This window comes from Arthrobacter gyeryongensis (assembly GCF_039543785.1).
GTDB lineage: Bacteria > Actinomycetota > Actinomycetes > Actinomycetales > Micrococcaceae > Arthrobacter > Arthrobacter gyeryongensis.
Genome location: NZ_BAABKK010000012.1, coordinates 61,420 through 80,311 on the forward strand (window position 1 = coordinate 61,420; position 18,892 = coordinate 80,311).

10 protein-coding genes are annotated in these 18,892 nt (G+C 62.2%); 3 read left to right on the top strand and 7 right to left on the bottom strand.

Annotated features, from left to right (window positions below; all coding sequences use genetic code 11):
- Positions 1–41: 41 nt before the first annotated feature.
- Entirely contained in the window at positions 42–1,013 is a 972-nt protein-coding gene (locus ABEA18_RS10560) for an AAA family ATPase (RefSeq protein ID WP_345449329.1), read from the bottom strand.
- Between the two features lie 39 nt (positions 1,014–1,052).
- Entirely contained in the window at positions 1,053–7,085 is a 6,033-nt protein-coding gene (locus tag ABEA18_RS10565; RefSeq protein WP_345449330.1) for an Ig-like domain-containing protein, read from the bottom strand.
- A gap of 687 nt (positions 7,086–7,772) precedes the next feature.
- Here ABEA18_RS10565 and ABEA18_RS10570 point away from each other — a divergent pair.
- Entirely contained in the window at positions 7,773–7,940 is a 168-nt protein-coding gene (locus ABEA18_RS10570; protein ID WP_345449332.1) for a hypothetical protein, read from the top strand.
- A 749-nt stretch (positions 7,941–8,689) separates the two neighbouring features.
- Here the strand turns inward: ABEA18_RS10570 and ABEA18_RS10575 are convergent.
- Complete coding sequence (locus ABEA18_RS10575; protein ID WP_345449333.1) at positions 8,690–9,625, bottom strand: LysR family transcriptional regulator; 936 nt, start codon at positions 9,623–9,625, stop codon at positions 8,690–8,692.
- A gap of 128 nt (positions 9,626–9,753) precedes the next feature.
- Here ABEA18_RS10575 and ABEA18_RS10580 point away from each other — a divergent pair, with 128 nt between their 5' ends.
- On the top strand, positions 9,754–10,893 hold the full coding sequence (locus tag ABEA18_RS10580; RefSeq protein WP_345449334.1) for a PrpF domain-containing protein: 1,140 nt from the start codon (positions 9,754–9,756) through the stop codon (positions 10,891–10,893).
- 57 nt (positions 10,894–10,950) lie between these two features.
- Positions 10,951–12,261 (top strand): C4-dicarboxylate transporter DctA, encoded by a 1,311-nt coding sequence (gene dctA, locus ABEA18_RS10585; RefSeq protein ID WP_345449335.1) that lies wholly within the window; start codon positions 10,951–10,953, stop codon positions 12,259–12,261.
- 658 nt (positions 12,262–12,919) lie between these two features.
- Here dctA and ABEA18_RS10590 read toward each other — a convergent pair.
- Genes ABEA18_RS10590 through ABEA18_RS10605 form a run of 4 tightly spaced genes read right to left on the bottom strand, consistent with a single transcriptional unit; the run spans position 12,920 to position 18,586 of the window.
- A complete protein-coding gene (locus ABEA18_RS10590) occupies positions 12,920–14,176 on the bottom strand; it encodes an NAD(P)/FAD-dependent oxidoreductase (protein ID WP_345449336.1) in 1,257 nt (418 codons plus the stop codon).
- Entirely contained in the window at positions 14,173–15,621 is a 1,449-nt protein-coding gene (locus ABEA18_RS10595; RefSeq protein WP_345449337.1) for an NAD(P)/FAD-dependent oxidoreductase, read from the bottom strand. Before ABEA18_RS10595 ends, ABEA18_RS10590 begins: the two co-directional genes overlap by 4 nt.
- Positions 15,622–15,638: 17 nt before the next feature.
- Positions 15,639–17,054: an FGGY family carbohydrate kinase gene (locus ABEA18_RS10600; RefSeq protein WP_345449338.1), complete on the bottom strand. Its 1,416-nt coding sequence runs from the start codon at positions 17,052–17,054 to the stop codon at positions 15,639–15,641.
- Positions 17,051–18,586, bottom strand: a complete 1,536-nt coding sequence (locus ABEA18_RS10605) for an amino acid permease (RefSeq protein WP_345449339.1) — start codon at positions 18,584–18,586, stop codon at positions 17,051–17,053. Before ABEA18_RS10605 ends, ABEA18_RS10600 begins: the two co-directional genes overlap by 4 nt.
- Positions 18,587–18,892 lie beyond the last annotated feature (306 nt).

The window sequence follows — 18,892 nt, forward strand, 5'->3', positions numbered from 1 at the left end:
GGCATGTACTGAGTCCTTCCAGGAAGCCGTCGAAGTTCGGGTTAGGTGGTGACGCGTTGCTGGGGCGCGGCAACATCCGAAAGCACGCGCCGCAGAAGCGCCTCGGGAGTGGCCCCCGCGAATTCAGCTTCGGGATCCAGTACAAAGCGGTGGGTCCAGACGTAAGGGGCCAGTTCCTTGATGTCGTCCGGGAGCACATAGTTCCGTCCCTGGCTGGCGGCCCAGACTTTGGCTGCCCGGACGATCGCCAGCGAGCCGCGTACGCTCACGCCTAGCCGGGACTCAGGGATGTTTCGGGTTTCTTCGGCAAGGCGCGATACGTATTCGAGCACGGCCGCATCGACGTGAATTTCTGCGGCCAGGTCAGCCATGTCCGTGAGTACCCTGAGCGTGATGATCGGTGTGACCCCGGACGAGCGGTCGCGCTGGCCCGATCCGGCGAGCAACAGGACAGTCGATGCGTGATCCGGATATCCGATCGAGGTCTTGATCAGGAAGCGGTCCAATTGGGCTTCCGGCAAACGGTATGTACCGGCTTGCTCGATTGGGTTTTGGGTTGCGATAACCATGAACGGACGCTCAGCCACATGGGTGGTACCGTCCACGGTGACCCGGGACTCCTCCATGACTTCAAGTAGCGCAGACTGGGTTTTTGGAGAAGCGCGGTTGATTTCATCCGCCAGGACGATGTTGGCGAAGATCGGCCCTTTGTGAAACTCGAAAGCCTGCGACCTTTGATCATAGATGGTGACACCGGTGACGTCGGAAGGCAGGAGATCCGGGGTGAACTGGATGCGTGAGTGGCTTCCCTTGACACTGGCAGCCAAAGCACGAGCCAGCATGGTCTTGCCCGTTCCCGGCGCGTCTTCAAGGAGCACGTGTCCCTCGGAGAGCATCGCCGTCAAAACCAACCGCACCACCTGGGCCTTACCCAGGATGGCCTGCCCAACGTTTTCAACCAGTTTCTCGAAGGTCCCCGCGAACCACGCTGCCTGCTCTGTTGTTACCGTCATGTCATCTCATTCCATTTCTTATTTGCGTCCATTTGACAGTCACTTCACCCTTAGCTCGTTGGTCCAAAATCCGGAGACCAAGTCAATGGAGAAGTAATTCCTCCCTCCATTGGGATTCTGGATGCCTCCCGGACAATAAACCGTGAAGGTCCCAGTCCCGCCGGCCGGCCAAGCAAATTGGCCATCGCCGAGGTTTTCTCCGTATGTATTGCCTGCCCATCCGCCTCTGTGCGGATCCGATCCACCCACGTTGGTAGCACCCCAACAGTGAATTGTTGTCGGCACCCAGGAACCGAAATTGGCAACGGTCACCGTGACAGTCTTTGCACCCACGTTCGGATTGGAAATCGAGTAGCTGGGCGGGCCCGGCGGATCCGCGGTACGCCCGTTCGCGCGGGTGGCCGCCGTGGTCTGGTCAAGGCTGTCCACCGTTGTAACGTCAAGCCAAACATTCTGGGCATAATCAGTGCCCACGTTGACTGTGCCGCCCCCGGCGCCTAACGTTCCACTCTTGCCGTCCGAAGCGTTGTAACGGAGCCCCGTTACCGGACGGCCATTGGGGGCCACGGCACCGATGTTGAAGGAAACTTGCTGCCCGTTTTGGGTCGAGCCAATACTCGCCGCATATGGCTTCCCATAAGGCGCGACAGGATTGGAATTCGTCACTGACCCCTCGTAGGTCACTCCATCCACGCTGTTAACTGCCCTCACCCCGATGGTGTAGTTGCCGTTGTTAGGAACGCCGGTCCGAATAACCTTGTCGGTTGCCAGTTGTTGGAAGCCACCGCCGTTGACCTGGTACTGGTAGCTCGGGGTCCCCCCGTTTCCTGCGGCTTGACCGAAAGTCAGTTGAACCGCGTTGTCCAGGGGATCGGCTTGTACAGCCGGGACCGCACCGGGCGCACCGAACGCTCGCTTGGGATCCGAGCCCGCGCTCGCAACCGAGGAACCGGCTTTGTTCTTGGCCACGACGGTGAAGGTGTAGTCCGTGGACGAGTTGCCCACGGTCATGGGAAGGCTCAGCTGACTGCCCGAGACCGCACTGGTTGCGACGACCGCTCCGCCCTGCTGCGCGTTGACTGTATAGGTGTCGATCGCTGCACCGTTTTCCGGCGCCGCCGCCCAGCTGACCGTCATGATCGATTGGGTTCCGCCGGACGTCGATTGTGTGGCGGTCGGTTTCCCGGGCGCACCGGGAACGCCTGCCGGTATCTCACCGGCAGAGTAGGCACTCCAGTCCGAAGGGTCGGGGGCCTTGTTCAGTGCCTGGATCTTGACCTGATAGGGCGTACCGTTTTGGAGGCCCACCCATTTGAACGAGTTACCCGCGATCTTGCTCGCCTGTACGGACCCTCCAGGAGGCGCAGGAGAAATCTCCAGATTGTAGCTCTCCACGGGTGAGCCCGGGCTGTGCGGCGTAACCCAATTTACGGTGAGGGACTTGTCACCGAAAACCAGTGTTGGAGCCGACGGAGCGTCCGGTTTTGCGTCCGGCCGGACAGGGGCCGAGGCCGGCGAGGGTGCCGAGTCTCCCACCTCGTTGGAGGCGACGACCGTGAACGTGTATTCCACGTTGTTTGTCAGGCCGGCCAAGGTGCAGGTCGTGGCCGGGCATTGCTGGGAAAACCCGCCGCTCCCGGATACTTTATAGCCGGTGATCGCCGAACCGTTATTGGCTGGCGGCGCCCAGTTCAGGACAACAGTCCTGTCCCTAACCTCACTGACGGTTGGAGTAGTTGGCGAATCGGGTTTGTCTTTGACGGTAAGAAGGACGCGCCCGTCTACTTCCCGGTCGATGTCCTGGGTTTTGTCCTGGACACGGTAGCGGACCACCATGGTCCCGACGAACTTTGCCGCGGGCGTGACGGCCACAACGTCGCCGTCCACTGTTGCTGTGCCTGTCCCGGTTTCCACCGTGCTGCTGAGTATCTTCAGGGGAGTCTCGGGGAAGGGATTGCTGTCGTTTTCAAGGACCTTGACCCTCGCCGTTTCTCCGGCGCGTGCGTTGGAAACAACATCATCGTTGAGTGCAGCCAGGGGGCGTTTGGAGGCGACCACGCGGACGTTGACACTACTTGCAACCGGTGCGCTGCGCCCGTCTGTCACCGTGACAGCAACGGGGAGGACGGACCCTTTGGGCGCACTGCCATCGGCGGTCACCTTGAAGACACTGCCATCCAGTGAAATTTTGGCACCTTGAGGAACAGTGCCCGACAAGGCAAAGACGAGTTTGTCTTTGTCTGCCTGGTCGACATCGCTTGCGACTTGGCGCAGGTCCAGCGTGGTTTCCTCACCCTGTGCCGCGTCTACGCTGCTGCCGGGGAATATCGGCGGATGGTTCCGTGCCGGATCGGGCAGAACGTTGATGCTGAGCGTCAGCAGTGCCATCCGACCATCCGGATCGTCCACGCTGGTGCCGTCGGTTACCTCGAAGGACACCGCCGCGGGTCCGGAGTAATCGTCAGCGGATGTGAACACGAGGGTGCTTCCATCCTTGACCAAGGGGGAACCGTTCGAGGCAATTGCCTGGACTTTGGAGTCCTGGGTGATCCGGGGTGTCTTTCCCGGGCGGACGACCACCAGATCTTTGAGGTTCATTGTCAGCTGCTGGCCGCTCACTATCTCCAGGGGCGTACTGCTTTTCAGCGCGGGGCTCTGATCTTTTAGCCCGGGAACCAGGATGAACGCCGTTGACGTGAGGTTATCTACGTCGGTGACCGTGTACGGGATGATTTGTGCGTCGTCGGTCAGCTTTACTATCACGGTGCCGGCCCCGGACAGGCTGGCGGTGGGCGATGGTTGCGGAAAGCTGATCTTCAGTTCGCTTGCCACACCGTCTGGGTCCTCGTCGTTTTTCAGGACCGGGATGTCCACTGTTGTTTTCCCGAGGGTCTCAGCGAACGTCACCCGATCATCACGGGCGATCGGCGCACGCAGCGGGGCGTCGTCTTTTGCGACGATTTTGAGAGTTCCGACGGCGGTGCCGCCGCGACCATCGCTGATGCCGTAGTGGATGGTCGAACTTCCTGCCACGGCGGGGGCCGTCAACTGGATGCGTCCGTCTTTTATCTCCGCGTGGAGTTCAGGCCCGGCTTCCAAAGAGTTTTCGGTCAGAGTTATGGTGTCGCCGTCGGGGTCGCTGTCGTTTGCCAGCACATTAGCCGCAACATGTCGCCCAGGACGCACGGTAACGGTCTCATCAACAGTCACAGGGCTCTGATTGGTGCCGGACGCGGGGGCAATGCCCACTAGAACGGAAGCCGTCGAACGTGCGCCGAATCGATCTTCGACAACGTAGGAGAAATTGTCTTGGCCAGACGCATTCTTCGATGCGCTGTAATCAATGTAGTTGGCGCCAACTATGGCGGTGCCTTTGGCAGGTGCCTTCTCGAGACCTATCAAGGAAACGGAGTCCCCGTCCGGATCGATGCCCTCAAGGGGAATAACAATACGTTCCGTCGTCCCTGCTATTACACGAGCCGTGACGTTTTGGGGCAGAGGACGCGAATTTTGAGCCTTCGAACCATCAAGAATATGGATCGTGACTTGGGCAGAGTCTTCCTGGCCGTCCGGCCCGACGACTGCGTAGATAGCGTGCACCGTCATGGCAGTGGGGCCGGCTTTGAAGCGAAGCACATCGCCGGACACCCCCAACAGCCCCTGTGACGGGTCCACGCCTTGTACCAGTTCGGGTTTCAATTTGAGTTTGGCACCGTTCGGGTGGCTGTCGTTGGCCAAAACGTTGATGGTCGCGACGTCGTTGACCCGGACTGTCACCTCATCAGGGGCAGCAACCGGAGGCAGCAACTTACTCGGCGCCGGAATGGGAAGGACTGTCACTTCCCCGGTGGCACTCGCAACGCCATTGGACACGGTGTAAGTAAACGTCGTCGGAGCCAGCAGGCCACGGATATCCGTGACGCGGAGAATGTGATGGTCCAGGACCGCGACGCCTACCGCGGAATTCTTCGGCGCGCTGACGGACTGAATGACCAAAACGCCCCCGGAGGGGTCCGAATCATTGGCCAGAGCGTCAACCAGAACCTCGCCACCGGAAGGCAGAAGCGCCAAGTCCGCGACGGCGACCGGCGCCCCCTGACCGCTGGCAGCCGGGGTTATGTCGATGCGAATTAGTCCCGTCGAGCTGGCCGGGCCGTTGGTCACCATATAGGTCAGGTAGTACGTTCCGGGGTTCGGCGCGCGGAAGGTGAAGGTACCCATCTGGTAGTCGGGGGTGACCGACAGTCCAGCTGGAGTGTCTACATGGGTTAGCCGCATGGTCCCGCCCGAAGGATCGATATCGTTCTTAAGCGGCGCTATAACGAGGTCCTGTCCAGCGATGCCGGCCGCATGGTCTGCGTTCGCCTGCGGCGGGAGACTGCCCTTGGGCCGGACATCCACGATCACCTTGCCCGAGGTTTGGTCCCGTCCGTCGGAAACGACTACCGTTACCTCCTTCTTGCCAAGGCTCGCTCCGACGTCCTGGAAGGTCAGAAGACCATCAGGGCGGACACGCACTTTGTCGCCGGAACCCGTGGTGGCGGACATTAGAAGGAGGTCGTCACCATCCGGGTCCATCCAGTCCGTGAGAATGTTCTGGCTCACGCTCTTGCCCTGTTCGAGCAAAATCGTGGGAATGCGCTTTTGCTTGGGAGGCTCGTTGGTTCCGCTGTCTTTGACAGTCAACGTGACCTTGGCCGTTGCGGTTCCTCCGCGCCCGTCGTTGGCTTGGTACTGGAAAGTTGCAGTGCCCTTGGCGTCCGCCGGGACCGCTATCTGGAATGCGGTCCCGTTGTAGATGCTCTGAACTTTGCCGATGCTCGGCTGATCTCCCTGGAGCTGGGCCGTGAGCAGGTCGCCGTCGGGATCTGAGTCATTGTCAAGGACCGGCAGAATTGTGGTGCGACCGGGCCGGACGCCCAACTGATCATCTACCGCAATCGGAGGCCGGTTTTCCTTGCTCCTGTCGGGAAGACTGTTGACCGGGTTCTTGTCCGCGGCCTGCTGATCTTGGTCATCGGACTTGTCTGGCGGGGGAACGATGTCGTCCCAATTGGAGACCAGGCGCATATTGTCGGTCACCAGCCACACGCTTCCGGAGCTGACATCATTTAGCACGACGACGTTGCGGTTGACTCGAAACACCATGTTCGCCTGGGTGCTCACCGAGGGTATGTCCCGGCGAACGTTGTCAGTGGGGTTTTCGCAGTCGCGGACGTATTTCCCTGCCCCCGACCACGCCGCGTACACGCAGGAATTGTTCTGCACAGGCGCCAAAGGAGCCCCAACCGAGCCCAGATCCACTACTGTCGCCGCAGATCCATCCAGGGGCTGTTTGGTGAGCGACTTCGGCGTGGCGATAGCAACGAATCCTGTGCCGGGTCCGCTCTGCTGGAGCTTCGCCCCGGCCCCGTCAGGGAGCGTGACTTTCTTACCGCCAGGCAGAAACAGCTCGCCCGAAGAACCATCCAGCACCACGGGCTGGTCCCCCACCGCGGTTATTTGGGCACCCTTGATATTCCGGATCCCGTCATATGGAACGGTGTCCTTGGACGCGACCCCGCCTGCGGAGTCGACATGAATGGAGCTGATCTCGCCGTGCGACGGGTCGGCTGCATAGACGACATCGTTTGCGCCGACGGCGGCTACGACACCCTTCGAATCGGCAAGCACCGGCTTGGTCGCGTCAGCGTCGAACGATCCAAAGGCATTGCTGTTCGAGACCCACAGCATGCCCTTCTCCGGATTTGCCAGGACCAAAGAATTTTGACCAAAGTTGATGGTGACCGAGGGCGGCAGTTGCTTGGGCTGTCCCAAAGTCACGTCGGAGACCTTCACCGTGGCGAGTGAAGCTTTGCTGCGGTCTGAGACCAATACGGTGGCCGCGTTCTGGAGGACGTCAAAGTCGGGGCTGCCGGCCAAGAGCCCGCCATCCAGGACCTTGGACTGATAATTCAGGTGCGCCACCAGGTTTTTGCTGGTGTTAGTAACCCAAACACCGCCGTCGTTGAGATCGACTTGCGTAACCTTGAAGCCTGGGTAAATAACGGCCACGGCAACGACCAGGGACACTGCTGAAAACGTTGTTGTTGAAGCAATTAAACGTTGTTTACGTTTCCCCCACGAACGAAGCCCCATCTAATTTCCCCATCTTGCCGGTGGCCGAACGCTATTACGTAGCTGCATCGTAGTATGTGGTTCTTTCTAAGACGCATTGCCTAGGCAACAATCTAATCGCGTCTGTCACAAATCTCGATGGGGAGATCTGCCCACACTCGCCCCGATCCCGCACGAACCGTTCTAGCGCCGACAACATTAGCCTTTCCGTTTAATCAGAAGGGCGATCTAAACAACCGTTAAAGGTTGTACAAACTGGAAATTTCGCCCTCACACCAAGCACGCCGCTACGACGAACCGCAATGCGCGATGTTTTGCCTCCCGCCGTCGCGTGAAATCGCGTCCCCGCTGGCACCCTTAGGCGTTTATCGGGGACCGATCCTCTGGGTACTCAAAGAACTCTCTCAGTTATTCGATAGTCAGAACTGCGGCACCCTTGACCTGCCCCGGAATACTTGCCTTCCATCCGGTGGCACGCTGATACGTGTCCACACGGACCGCATGTGATCAGGTAGAAGCGTATCGCTTTGAGCATGCGGTGATTCCTGCCAATTCCCGGCCCTTCCAGGGCACTACGCCAGTCCAACAAAAAGAGGGCTGGTTCGCCTATCCTAGGGCTAATGACTTTTTTGGGGGCAGCCAGTGAATGTAAGTTCAGCCTTCGGTGTTATTGGTGTGCTGTACGCGATCTTTACGATCGTGCTGGCCGGACTGGCGGTATACGCCCTGGTCCTCGTCATCGTGTTCCTCCGGCTGCGGATCGCTGAGCTAAAGCAGGCCGGGCGGTCCAAGGACGACCCCCGGCGGTGATGACACTGGCAATCTACGCCAATGCGGGGTTCCTCTCAGCTCTCCCAAATGGGAAAAGTACCAGGCAAATAAAGCAGTCAGAAACTTCATAAAGCGATGAAGACCGCCTAGCCCAACTTTGCCGGAGTCCGACATGACTTCGTCGTCTGGCGAAGGCGCGGCCAACACCGGTATGTCCGTTCGCGACGACGAAGCCTCTGCCCAGAATGCAGGAATGTTGCTAAAGCCCACGTCAGTCGCCGATCTGAATGTACCTGAACGATTTGCCGATAGTCCGAACGAAACTGTTCGGCGTCAAGCCGGCAACGAGTTCCGAAGATGGTCTCAGCCGTGACAGTGCCGTGGCTGGAACGGCCGATGGGTCTACGTGAAGGATGAACCAAGGATTCATACTCACCGGAATGTCTCTCCGCGCAGGTAAGCGTAGAACCATCCGTATGAGTTCGGATCTTTAGGAATGACTCTCAGGAGGCCGTCCGAACAGAATGACCGCCTCGCCAGAGCGGCTGGAGAAGACAACCACGATCTCCCGGTGGGCCGGACGACGCAGCTTTCCCGGGTGTCCGGGCGGGCACTGCGATGCGCCTGGGGAACGCTGGCCCCCTCAACCGCAACGCTGGCATCCGCCCTGGAAAGAAGACCCACACCGCCGACCGCAACGGCCGCCCTGGAAACATCACCCGATAGCGAGTGCCAGTTTCAGAAGTCGACTGCATGGAAGGACTTTGCGCGTTGTGGCGGCACAGGACTCACGAGCCGGGGTTGTTTGCTGCGAGTGCGTGGGTTTGCATACGTTTCGCCGTTGACCGGAACACGGACGCTGCCTGCTTCCCGGCGGGGCTGAGCCTTCGGTTTGCGAGGTGGGCCAGGAGGATCCTGCGTGGCGGGGAGCCGGTGAGCGGAACGGCGATGATGTCGGGGCGGAGGGCACTCAGGGCGAGCTGCGGGGCGAGGGCGATGCCGATGCCCGCGGCGACCATGCCTTGGGTTTCCTGGTAATCGTTGGCGGCGAAGGCAATGCGCGGTTCGAAGCCGGCATCGCGGCAGACCCGCCGGAGGACGTCGGCCACGGGGTGTTCGTCCCGGACGATCCACTCCTGGTCGCTTAGCGCGTCGATCCGCACCGAGCGACGCGCGGCGACAGGGTGGTCCCTTGGGACGAGCAGCATGGTGGGGTCATTCATGAGCTGGATGAGGGCCAGGTCCTCGTCCTCGATGCGCTCCCACGGGTAGTCCCACAGCAGAGTGAGCTCGATGTCCCTGCGCCGCAGCCTTTCGAGGAGGCCGTCGCGACGTGCGCTGACCACGGTAACGGCGACCTCCGGATGGCGCGCGCGGAAGGCGAGCACGACGTCGGGCATGAGGGAAGCCCCGACGGTGGGGAACGTTCCCATGCGCAGTTGACCTCGTCTCAGCCCGGCGAACTCGCCCATCTCGGCCCGGGCGGCCTCGATGGTCCGGTCGATGTCGTCCGCATATCGCAGCAGCGCCTGGCCGGCATCGGTGAGCACGACGCCCCGTGGATGGCGGTCGATCAGCGCGACGCCCACTTCGTGTTCAAGCTTCGCGATCTGCTGGGAGACGGCCGACGTCGTGAAGGACAAGGCCGTCGCGGCGGACGTCAGGGAGCCGGAGCGGCTCACCTCACGGAGCAGGTGAAGGCGGTGCAGATCGAGGTCGGCCATGATCCGAGTTTAGCAAAAGTGAACGGTAGTGGAGAATTCTGTGATTGTGCTGAACTCGCTCGGCGTGGATCGTAGAAGGAGCAGGCGCCGCGAGGTGCAACGCAAACAACACGTGAAGGAAGAAGACCATGCAACTCCGCGGTCACTGGTACCGGGGCGGCACGAGCAAGTGCTGGCTTTTCGACGCCGAAGATGTAGCCCCTCACGCCGGGAGCCGCGAACAGATCCGCAACCTCCTGGCAGATGCTTTCGGTGCAGCGGATGCCCGCCAGCTCGACGGCATCGGCGGCGGCACGTCAACGACGTCGAAAGCGGCCGTCGTCCGCGCCACTCCCGAGGGGCCGGCGGACCTGGACTACCTCTTCGCCCAGGTCGGGATCGGGGACCCTACTGTGGAACTTGGTTCCAATTGCGGCAACTGCGCCACGGCGATCGCCCTGTACGCCGTCCAGTCGGGCATCGTTCCTCCCCAGGCGGGATCAACTCGGGTCAGGATGCGCAACCTCAACACCGGAGCCGTGCTGAGCGGCACCGTCGCGACCCCCGGCGGCCGCATCCCGGCGTCGGGCCTGGCCAGTGTTCCTGGCAGCAGCGCACTGGGCGTTCCCGTAAGCCTCTCGTTTCACGCCCCGTGGGGGCGGACCACGGGGGCCGTTCTGCCGACGGGGAGCGTGGCCGACCAAATCTCCGCCGACGGGCTCATTCTTACGGCGACTCTAGTTGACGCCGGGGCACCCGCGGTGCTGATTCCGGCGGACGAGGCAGGCATCGATCTGTCGGTGATGACCGGCAACCTCTCCGAGCAGCTGCCCAGGCTCGTGGCAGCCCGGGCGTCGGCCGGCCTGATGATGGGGCTGAGGAAGCCTGAAGATCCTCCGCAAAATGCCGTGCCGAAGGTCGGGGTTGTCGCAGAGTCCGGTGATTACATCGCGGCCGACGGAACGAGGATCGCGGCAGATACCCATGATCTGCGGGTACGCATGCTCTCGATGCTCGCACCCCACCCGGCCATCGGGCTGACCTCGGCCGTTGCAGTCTCCCTCGCAGCCGCCCTGCCGGGATCGGTGGTGGCCAAAGTGCTGCCCCCGGCAGACAGCGCTCACCAACGGCGCCGGCTTCTGCGCATCGGAACACCTGCCGGTGTCATCACCACCGAGGTCGTCACGGACGACAACGGGGACGTCAGCGAAGTAGCCCTCCACAGAGCGGCCCGCCATCTCGCCGTCGCCGACATCGACGTCGCGCAGCCTGTGGCACTGACGGCCTAGCCCCTTTATTCCGCTCCTGCCATCATTAGGTGGGGCACTCACCCAGGAAGTTGTTCAATGAAGATCAAATCCATCCTCGGACATTTGTATGTCCAGGTACTCATCGGCGTCGGGCTCGGCATCCTCGTGGGCGCGCTGTGGCCTGACCTCGGGTCCGCCCTCAAGCCGCTCGGCGACGGCTTCGTGAAGCTCGTGAAGTTCATGATCGCACCGATCGTCTTTTGCACCATTGTCAGCGGCATCACTTCCCTGACCGACACCAAGAAGGTCGGCCCGACCCTGCTGCGTTCGCTGGGCTTGTTCTACGTGCTCACAGGGGCGGCCCTGGCCATCGGCCTGGGTGCGGTCATGCTCTTCCAGCCGGGAGCGGGCATGCACATCAACCCAGCCCACCTCGACACCTCTGTCGCATCGAAGTACACAAGCCAGCTGCCCAGCAGCAACCCCGTGGACTTCGTCATGAGCATCATCCCAAGCAGCTTCGTCGGGGCCTTCGCCGACGGCGAGGTCCTGCCCGTGCTCGTGATCGCGCTGCTTTGCGGCTTCGCCTTCAGCAAGCTCGGCGCAACGGGCCAGCTCGCCCTCAACGTTGTCAACAGCTTCAACAAGCTGCTGTTCGTCGTGTTCGGCTTCCTTATGAAGGTCGCTCCCATCGGGGCGTTCGGCGCCATGGCTTTCACGGTCGGCAAGTACGGAGCCCATTCGATCGGCAACCTCGGTATGCTGATCCTCGCCTTCTACGCCGCGTGCATCGTCTTCGTGGTCCTCGTCCTCGGAATCCTGGCGAAGCTCACCGGTTTCAGTCTCTGGCGGATCCTGCGCTATTTCCGCGACGAGTTCCTGATCGTCCTCGCCACATCCTCAAGCGAACCCGTTCTTCCCCGCCTGCTCTCCAAGCTCGAACGCATCGGCTGCGACCGCGGAGTCGTCGGCCTCGTCGTCCCGACGGGCTACTCCTTCAACCTCACCGGCACGGCCGTCTACCTGACGCTCTCCTCGATGTTCATAGCCCAGGCCTGCGACATCCACCTGGGCTGGGACCAGATCCTCCTCATGCTCGGAATGATGTTGCTGACCTCCAAGGGTGCCGCTGGCGTGACCGGCAGCGGCTTCGTCGCCCTCGTCGCCACTCTGACAGTCATGCCCACGCTGCCCGTTGCCGGCGTGGCACTCATCGTCGGCATCGACCGCTTCATGAGCGAAGCCCGCGCCCTCACCAGCACCGTGGCCAATATCGTCTCCTGCGTCGCCATCGCCAAGTGGCAGCACGCACTCGACACCGACAAACTCCGTGCCGAGCTCCAGACAGGCTTTGTGCAGACCGAGGCGGAAAAGCTCCAGCTCAGCGAGCCCGCGCTGGCACGCTGAGGGTACCCTCGCCAGGCGCGATCCAAACCTGATCACACCCGCGCGGCCCATCAGGCGCTTGCCAGAAAGGTTTCGCAAGACGGGCCGCCAACTCCGTACGCCTCATCAGCCCCACGAACCCGCCGAAGATCGAAACCAAGGATCACGGGGTTCCCCACCAAGCCGCACCGGGCACCGGGCCCTGCATTCCATCGCAACAGGTAACCCGAAAGTCGGGCGCAGGGACCGGTTCCGATGCCAACGTGGCGGGGAGAAGAAACACTGCTCCCCGCCACGCCCCCACCCGGACCCCGATCAACGGAACTAAACCCATCCAGGAACGCCAGGAAACCGTACAAACCGACCACGCAGGACAAGAACGAACGCTTCCATACAACATCGGAAGTACCGGACCCGGCAGAGGCCTACCGCTGTTGAAGAGTGGGACAGGCAAACCGGGCCTCACACGAAACACCACAGCCCTGACCGGGAAACCGATGTGAACGGTACACAGTACGTTTCACTCTTCGGTTCGAAGACCACCTTTCGGCAGGACTCATCAAAATTCGGGCGCGTAGCGCGTCATCGAGTCGCGGGACTCCAGGAGGTCCCCGGGTTGCAGGGCATGGACTTGCCGTGCCCCCACTGGTGGGGGCACGGCGCCGGCGAGGGCCGGTGACTAGTTGGCGAGGCCGATGGTGACGGCGCCGTCGTTCCAGTTGATCCGGGTGAGCAGGCTGGAGGGGACACGGAAAACGCGGCCGGGCGCTGCGGGCCACCAAAGTCGCCTTCGGGCAATGACTGTGCCGTTTTGGCGCAGGACTACTTCGGGGAACGGGACGTACGTATCGCTCCAGAGCAGAAGCCGACGGCGCGGCGGCGCGGGATCGTGTTGGCGCAGCACGGCGGGCGCTACCCACCTGAAGGGAGCATCGGCCATCAGACTTAGCGGTGCACCGGCCGGCCGGTCGCCCCGGAGGTAGCTGAGAACGTGATCGGCTACCGCAGCGCCGTCGAGGGCCGCCACGTCGGCGGTATCCACGGGGTGCAGCATGTTGCCGATGGCGAAAATGCCGGCCTTGTTGGTCCGCAGGGCGGCGTCCACGACGGGAGACTTGCTGACGGGGTCGATGTCGACGTCGGCCGCACGGGCGAGTTCATTGTCCGGGATCCAATCGCCGGTGAGGATGACAGTGTCACAGTCAACGATCCTTCGTTGACCCGTGTCGATGTTCTCGATCTCGACACCTTGAACGTTCGGTTTTCCGATAATCCGTGTGATCCTTGTGCGCGTGGCCACTTTGGTGCCGAAGAACAGCTTTCCGGGTCCGCTGAATAGCCGGTAGGCATCCGCCTTCGGGTATTCGGTGGTCATCAGCACGGTCTTGCACTTGGCGTGTTTCAATGTCATCGCTGCCGACCAACTGACCAACTCGGCACCGACGATGACGGCCCGTTTGCCGACCTTGCCGTGCTTGAGGTGAATGATGTTCTGCAGGTGACCAGTGGTGTACACGCCTTTGCCACGGTCACCTGGAATGAGCCGGGCAGGACGGGGCCGTTCCCTGGCGCCGGTGGCGAGAATGACCACCTTCGCATCGACGCGCACCCGCCCGTCGGGCATCGTGACGTTGACGGAACGCTCTCCTGCCCAGTCGGTGACCATGGCATTGGTGAGGATCCTCGCACCGGCGGCGGCCGCCTTCTCCCGCAGAATACGGGCGTATTTGGGCCCGTCGATGAACTTGCCCATGTCACGGATGCCGTAGCCGGGGTGGTCGCTGTGCCGCGGGATGCCGCCGGCGGCGCTTTCCCGTTCAAGGACGAGGACTTCGCCGCTAACGCGCGGAGCCAGTTCGGCTGCGGCGCGCAGACCGGACGGTCCGGCTCCGATGATCAGGACGGTCGGGGTCAGGACCGTTTCGTTGGTGCTCACTTGGTGACCTCCACGCTGGCAGCTTTAACTTTCGGATTGACTTGGGCATTGGCGCTCTTGCCGCGGGATTCGAGCAGCTCGCCTACTTCCGCGCCGCAGAAGAATCCCTGGCATCGGCCGTTCTGGGCGCGGGTCCGGCGGCGGAGTCCGTCCAGTGTGCACGGCGGGATGGGGGAACTGAAGGTGTCGCGGATTTCACCGGCGGTGACGCGTTCGCAGAAGCACACGATCTTCCCGTACGCGGGATCTTCCGCGATCCTCGCCGCGTCTTGGTAAGGGCGGAGGAAAGCTTCGCCAATGTTCGGCATGTGTGGTGGTTCGGGCAGGTTGTCGCGCTCCACCAGCTGGATGGCGCCTGATGCCCTGAGGAGTTCGTCGATGTACTCGGCAACGGCGATGCCGGAGGTCAGGCCGGTGGAGCGGATGCCGCCGGCGATCACGTATTGCTGTTCCGTGTCGACCTCGATCAGGTAGTCGGGGTAATCGCTGGCTGCGCGTAGCCCGGCATAGGTGGCCGTTACCTCTTCTTCCAGGAGTCTGGGCATGATCTTCTCGCCCTTGCCTATCAGGAAGGCGAAGCCGCTCTCGGACGTTCCTGTGTCGGTGCGGTCCTTGAGGTCTTCGGCGGTGGGGCCCAGCATCACGTTGCCGTAGATGGTGGGGCTGACCAGCACACCCTTGCCCAAGGCCGTGGGCACCGGGAGCACGATCTTGTCCACGAGGGGCCGTGCCTGCTTGTCGTACACCAGCAGCTCGCCGCGTCGGGGCGTCAGGTGGATCCGGTCGTAGCCGAAGAGCTGATCGATCGTGTCCCCGCCCAGCCCGGCGGCGTTGATGACCCAGCGGGCGCTGATCCGGTCGATGCTGGTGTAAAGGTGCGTGACGCCGTCGACCCTGTCGACGCTCACGACGCGGCGTCGGAGCAGGAGCTCCGTTCCCCGCTGCACGGCGTCGGTGGCCAGGGCAAGGTTGGTGGTCCAGGTGCAGATGATGGACTCGTCCGGGACGGAGAGCCCGGCCAGGGCGCCCTCGCCCAGGTGAGGCAGAAGCCGGTAGATCTCCGCCGCGTCGATGATTTCGGTCTTGGCATATCCGTTTTGCTCGGCCTTTACCTTCAGTCCGGCCAGGGCGTCGCGCTGCTCGTCATCCCACGCCACAAGGATGGCACCGGTGTGCTCGACAGGAATTCCCGTCTGCTTGGCATACTCGGAGAGCAAGTGGTACCCCTCGTGCACCATCTTCGACTCAAGGGTTCCGGGCTTGGCGTCGAATCCTGTGTGCAGGATCGCGGTGTTGGCTTTACTCGTGCCGTCCCCTACGTCTTCGCGCGCGTCGAGGAGCGCGACGCTGAGCCGGTACCCGGCCAGTTTCCGTGCGATGGCTGAGCCCACGATGCCGGCGCCGATCACGGCGACATCGTAGGTTTTGTTCTGGGTGTTGCTCATTCGGGTGTTCTCCTTCGTCACCGGGTTGCCTGGACGGCGGTTGCCCACCGCGCGCGGAACTCGGCTGCTTGGTCTGCCGACCACTTCGGTTCATAGACAGTGCTGGGGCTCCAGGGAACGACGGCGTCCTGGAGTGTGCGGGATGGTTCAAGGGCCACCCTGGCCAGGGCTGCCGCGCCCAGGGGCGTGGCGTGCTGGGAGGGGTAGACGTCGATTTCTATCTGCATAAGATCGGCGACGGCCTGCATCAGAACACGGCTTTGCGTCAGCCCGCCGTCGGCCCGCAGCCGCTGGAGCGGATGGCCGGTGTCTGAAGCGACGAGGGAGCCCAGCTCGGCGACTTGCGCGGCGATGCCCTGCAGGACGGCGAGCACGATGTGTTCCGGCCCGGTGGAGAGGGTCATTCCCGTGAGGGAGGCTTTGGCTTCCGGACTCCACCATGGTGCGGCCAGTCCGGCGAAAGCGGGGACGCTGAGCACGCCGCCGGAATCGGCGGCGGCTACGACGTCGAGTTCCGAAGCCGACTTGATGAAGCCCATTCCCTGGAGCCACCTGACGGCGGACGCCGCGGTGTACACCTGTCCGTCAAAGCAGTAGGTGGGCTTGTCTTTGACGGTCCAGGCGACCGATGCGGCGAGTCCGGCCGTTGAGCGTATTGCCGATGTTCCCGTGTTGGCCAGCAGGAACGCGCCCGTGCCGAAGGTGCACTTCGCTTCCCCGGCTTCAAGGCAGTTCTCGGCCAGGAGGGCGGCCTGCTGGTCCACGATCAGCCCACCGACGGCCATGATCCCGCCGAAGGCACTGGTTGAGCCTGCGATCGCGTCGGACGGCAGAATCCTTGGCAGCTTTTCGTCGCCGAGTTCGAACAAGTCCAACAGTTCGTGGTCCCACTTCGTGCTGTCCAGGTCAGTCGTCAGGGACCGGCTGGCGGTGCTGACATCGGTGACGAATTCCCCGGTCAGCTGGTGGATGAGCCAGCTGTCGGAGGTGGTGACAACACCGTCCCGGGTGACGTTTTTCCGGATCCAGGCCTGTTTGGGGGCGGAGAAGTACGGGTCGAGGATGAGTCCTGTGCGGCTTGCGAATTCATCGCGATGGTTTGCGAGGCCGGCGCAGATGCTTTCGGCGCGCCGGTCCTGCCACACGATCATGTTCGAGAGCGGCTTGCCGGTCGCCGGGTCCCAGGCCAGGACGGTTTCGCCTTGGTTGGCGATGGTGACAATATCGATCAATGCAGAGGATTGGGCGACGGCGGCCTTCCCGGTGTCGAGGACGGAGTCGAACAGTTCCTGCGGGTCCTGTTCGACGCCGCTGCCCGGCAGGTATTGCGGCCGGACTGTTTGTTCGGCCAGGCCCAGGATTTTTCCGCTGCCGTCGACGACGACGGCTTTGGTTCCGGACGTGCCCTGGTCGATGGATAGAACGGTGGTCACTTGCCCTGCGCCCTTTCGGAATGTTTGGCGTCAGCGTCCAGCTCGGCATCGATCGAGTGCAGATCGGGCATGGCGAGTCCGGACGGACCTCCGCGTCGGATGAGCAGGAAGACCAGGTAGACAGCGCCGATTGCCACCATGATGGCCACGTACAGCCAGGAGTTGATGAAGGATGCGTCCCTGAAAACAGACAGCATGAAGATCAGCCACACGGCGGCAAGGATGATGACCGGTACCTCGAACTTGCCCAAGGTGAATCCCTTGCTTGGGGGAAGGCTCTTGCGCTTGACGATATACAGCAGGACCGTTGCCGCATAGATGACCGCTGGCAGCAGGGTAGCAGCACCAAAGAGGCTGAAGAGAGCGTCTGTCTGGAAGGCGAAGAGGCCGAGGATCAACTCACCAAGGACGAACATGAGCCCCGTTGCCGCCGTCGGGGTTCCGAAACGCGGTGACACCTTGCGCCACACGGCGTGGCCCGGGAAGCGGTCGTCGCGGGACATAGCCCATACGAGCCTGACTCCGGTCATGAGGATCACCATGCCGCAGGCAAAGATTGCGATGACGACCATCACCAGCAGCGCGGTGCCTACGACCGGTCCGAGCACGCGGTTGATGACGTCGGCGACAGGAGTTGCGGACCCGGCCAGGGTTGCGGGATCGCCGGCCAGCATGGTGATGGCCAGGAGGAAGAGGAAGCCGAGGATGCCGGAAGCGAGGACGGCTTGCCACATGGCGCGGGGCACCACTATGGCAGGGTCTTTGGTTTCTTCAGCGAGGTTGGCGGCGGATTCGAATCCCACGATCGTGAACGCGCCCAGCAAAGTCCCCATCATCCAAGGCCCTACGTGGAGCAAGGACCCGACGTTGAAGTAGTCCTGCGCCGGGAGGGAACCTGTGGAGAACAGATTGCCCACGTTCAGTTCCTTGGCCACTGCGCCGACGACGATGAGCAGCACCACGAGCAGGATCATGCCGATGAGTTCGGCCGAGACGGCGAAGTTGTTCACCCGTTCTGTCCAGCGCGTGGAAAACGCAACCAACACGGCCTGCAAGGCGAGCACAATGCTGGTGATCAGCCAGGCGTTCGCAGGGGTTCCCTCGTAACCGAGGAGAACAGGCAGGACGGTTGACGCGATGGTGTAGTCGACGGCGACCACCACGATTGCGAGGAACGTGAAGGAGATCCAGCCCATGATCCAGCCCAGCACAGGGTTGGCCAGGCGCGACATCCACTGGTAGGAGTAGCCGGTCACAGGAATGCGGGCGGCCAGCGAGCCGAAGATCAGCGCGACCATGAGTTGCCCGACCGTGACGATCGGCCAGGTCCAGATGCCTGCAGGCCCGGAGCTGTTGAGGACTGCGCCATAGGTAGTGAAGATGCCCGTGGCGATGGAAACGAACGCGAAAGCGACGGCGAAAGAGGCGAATCTGCCCGTTCCGCGCTTCATTTCCTGCTTGTAGCCGTACTCTTCAACGTTGGTGTCCGTGTCCGGCACGATACTGCCTGTTGGTGGAAGGTTGTGTGTCATTCGAGCGGGGATCCTTCGATAATTGCCCGTCGGAGCGTCGTTGCTGGGTCAGGCCGGGCGCGGGGTGGTGGTTCGTTGGAATTGGTTGTTCCTTGGTGCCTCATGTTCGTGGCGACATGACAGCGGCTTGGTAAGGCCTACGGGGCGCTAGGACCCACGTGCGTGGAATCGCGTCCACCCATTTGTGTGGATTTATGCGGATTCATAAGGAAAAGTATGGATCTGTGAGGACCGGACGTCAAGGGGTACTTGTAGCGAGCGTCACAATCGCCCGCTTTTTCCATGGTTTCACGCCGATCTGCGGCG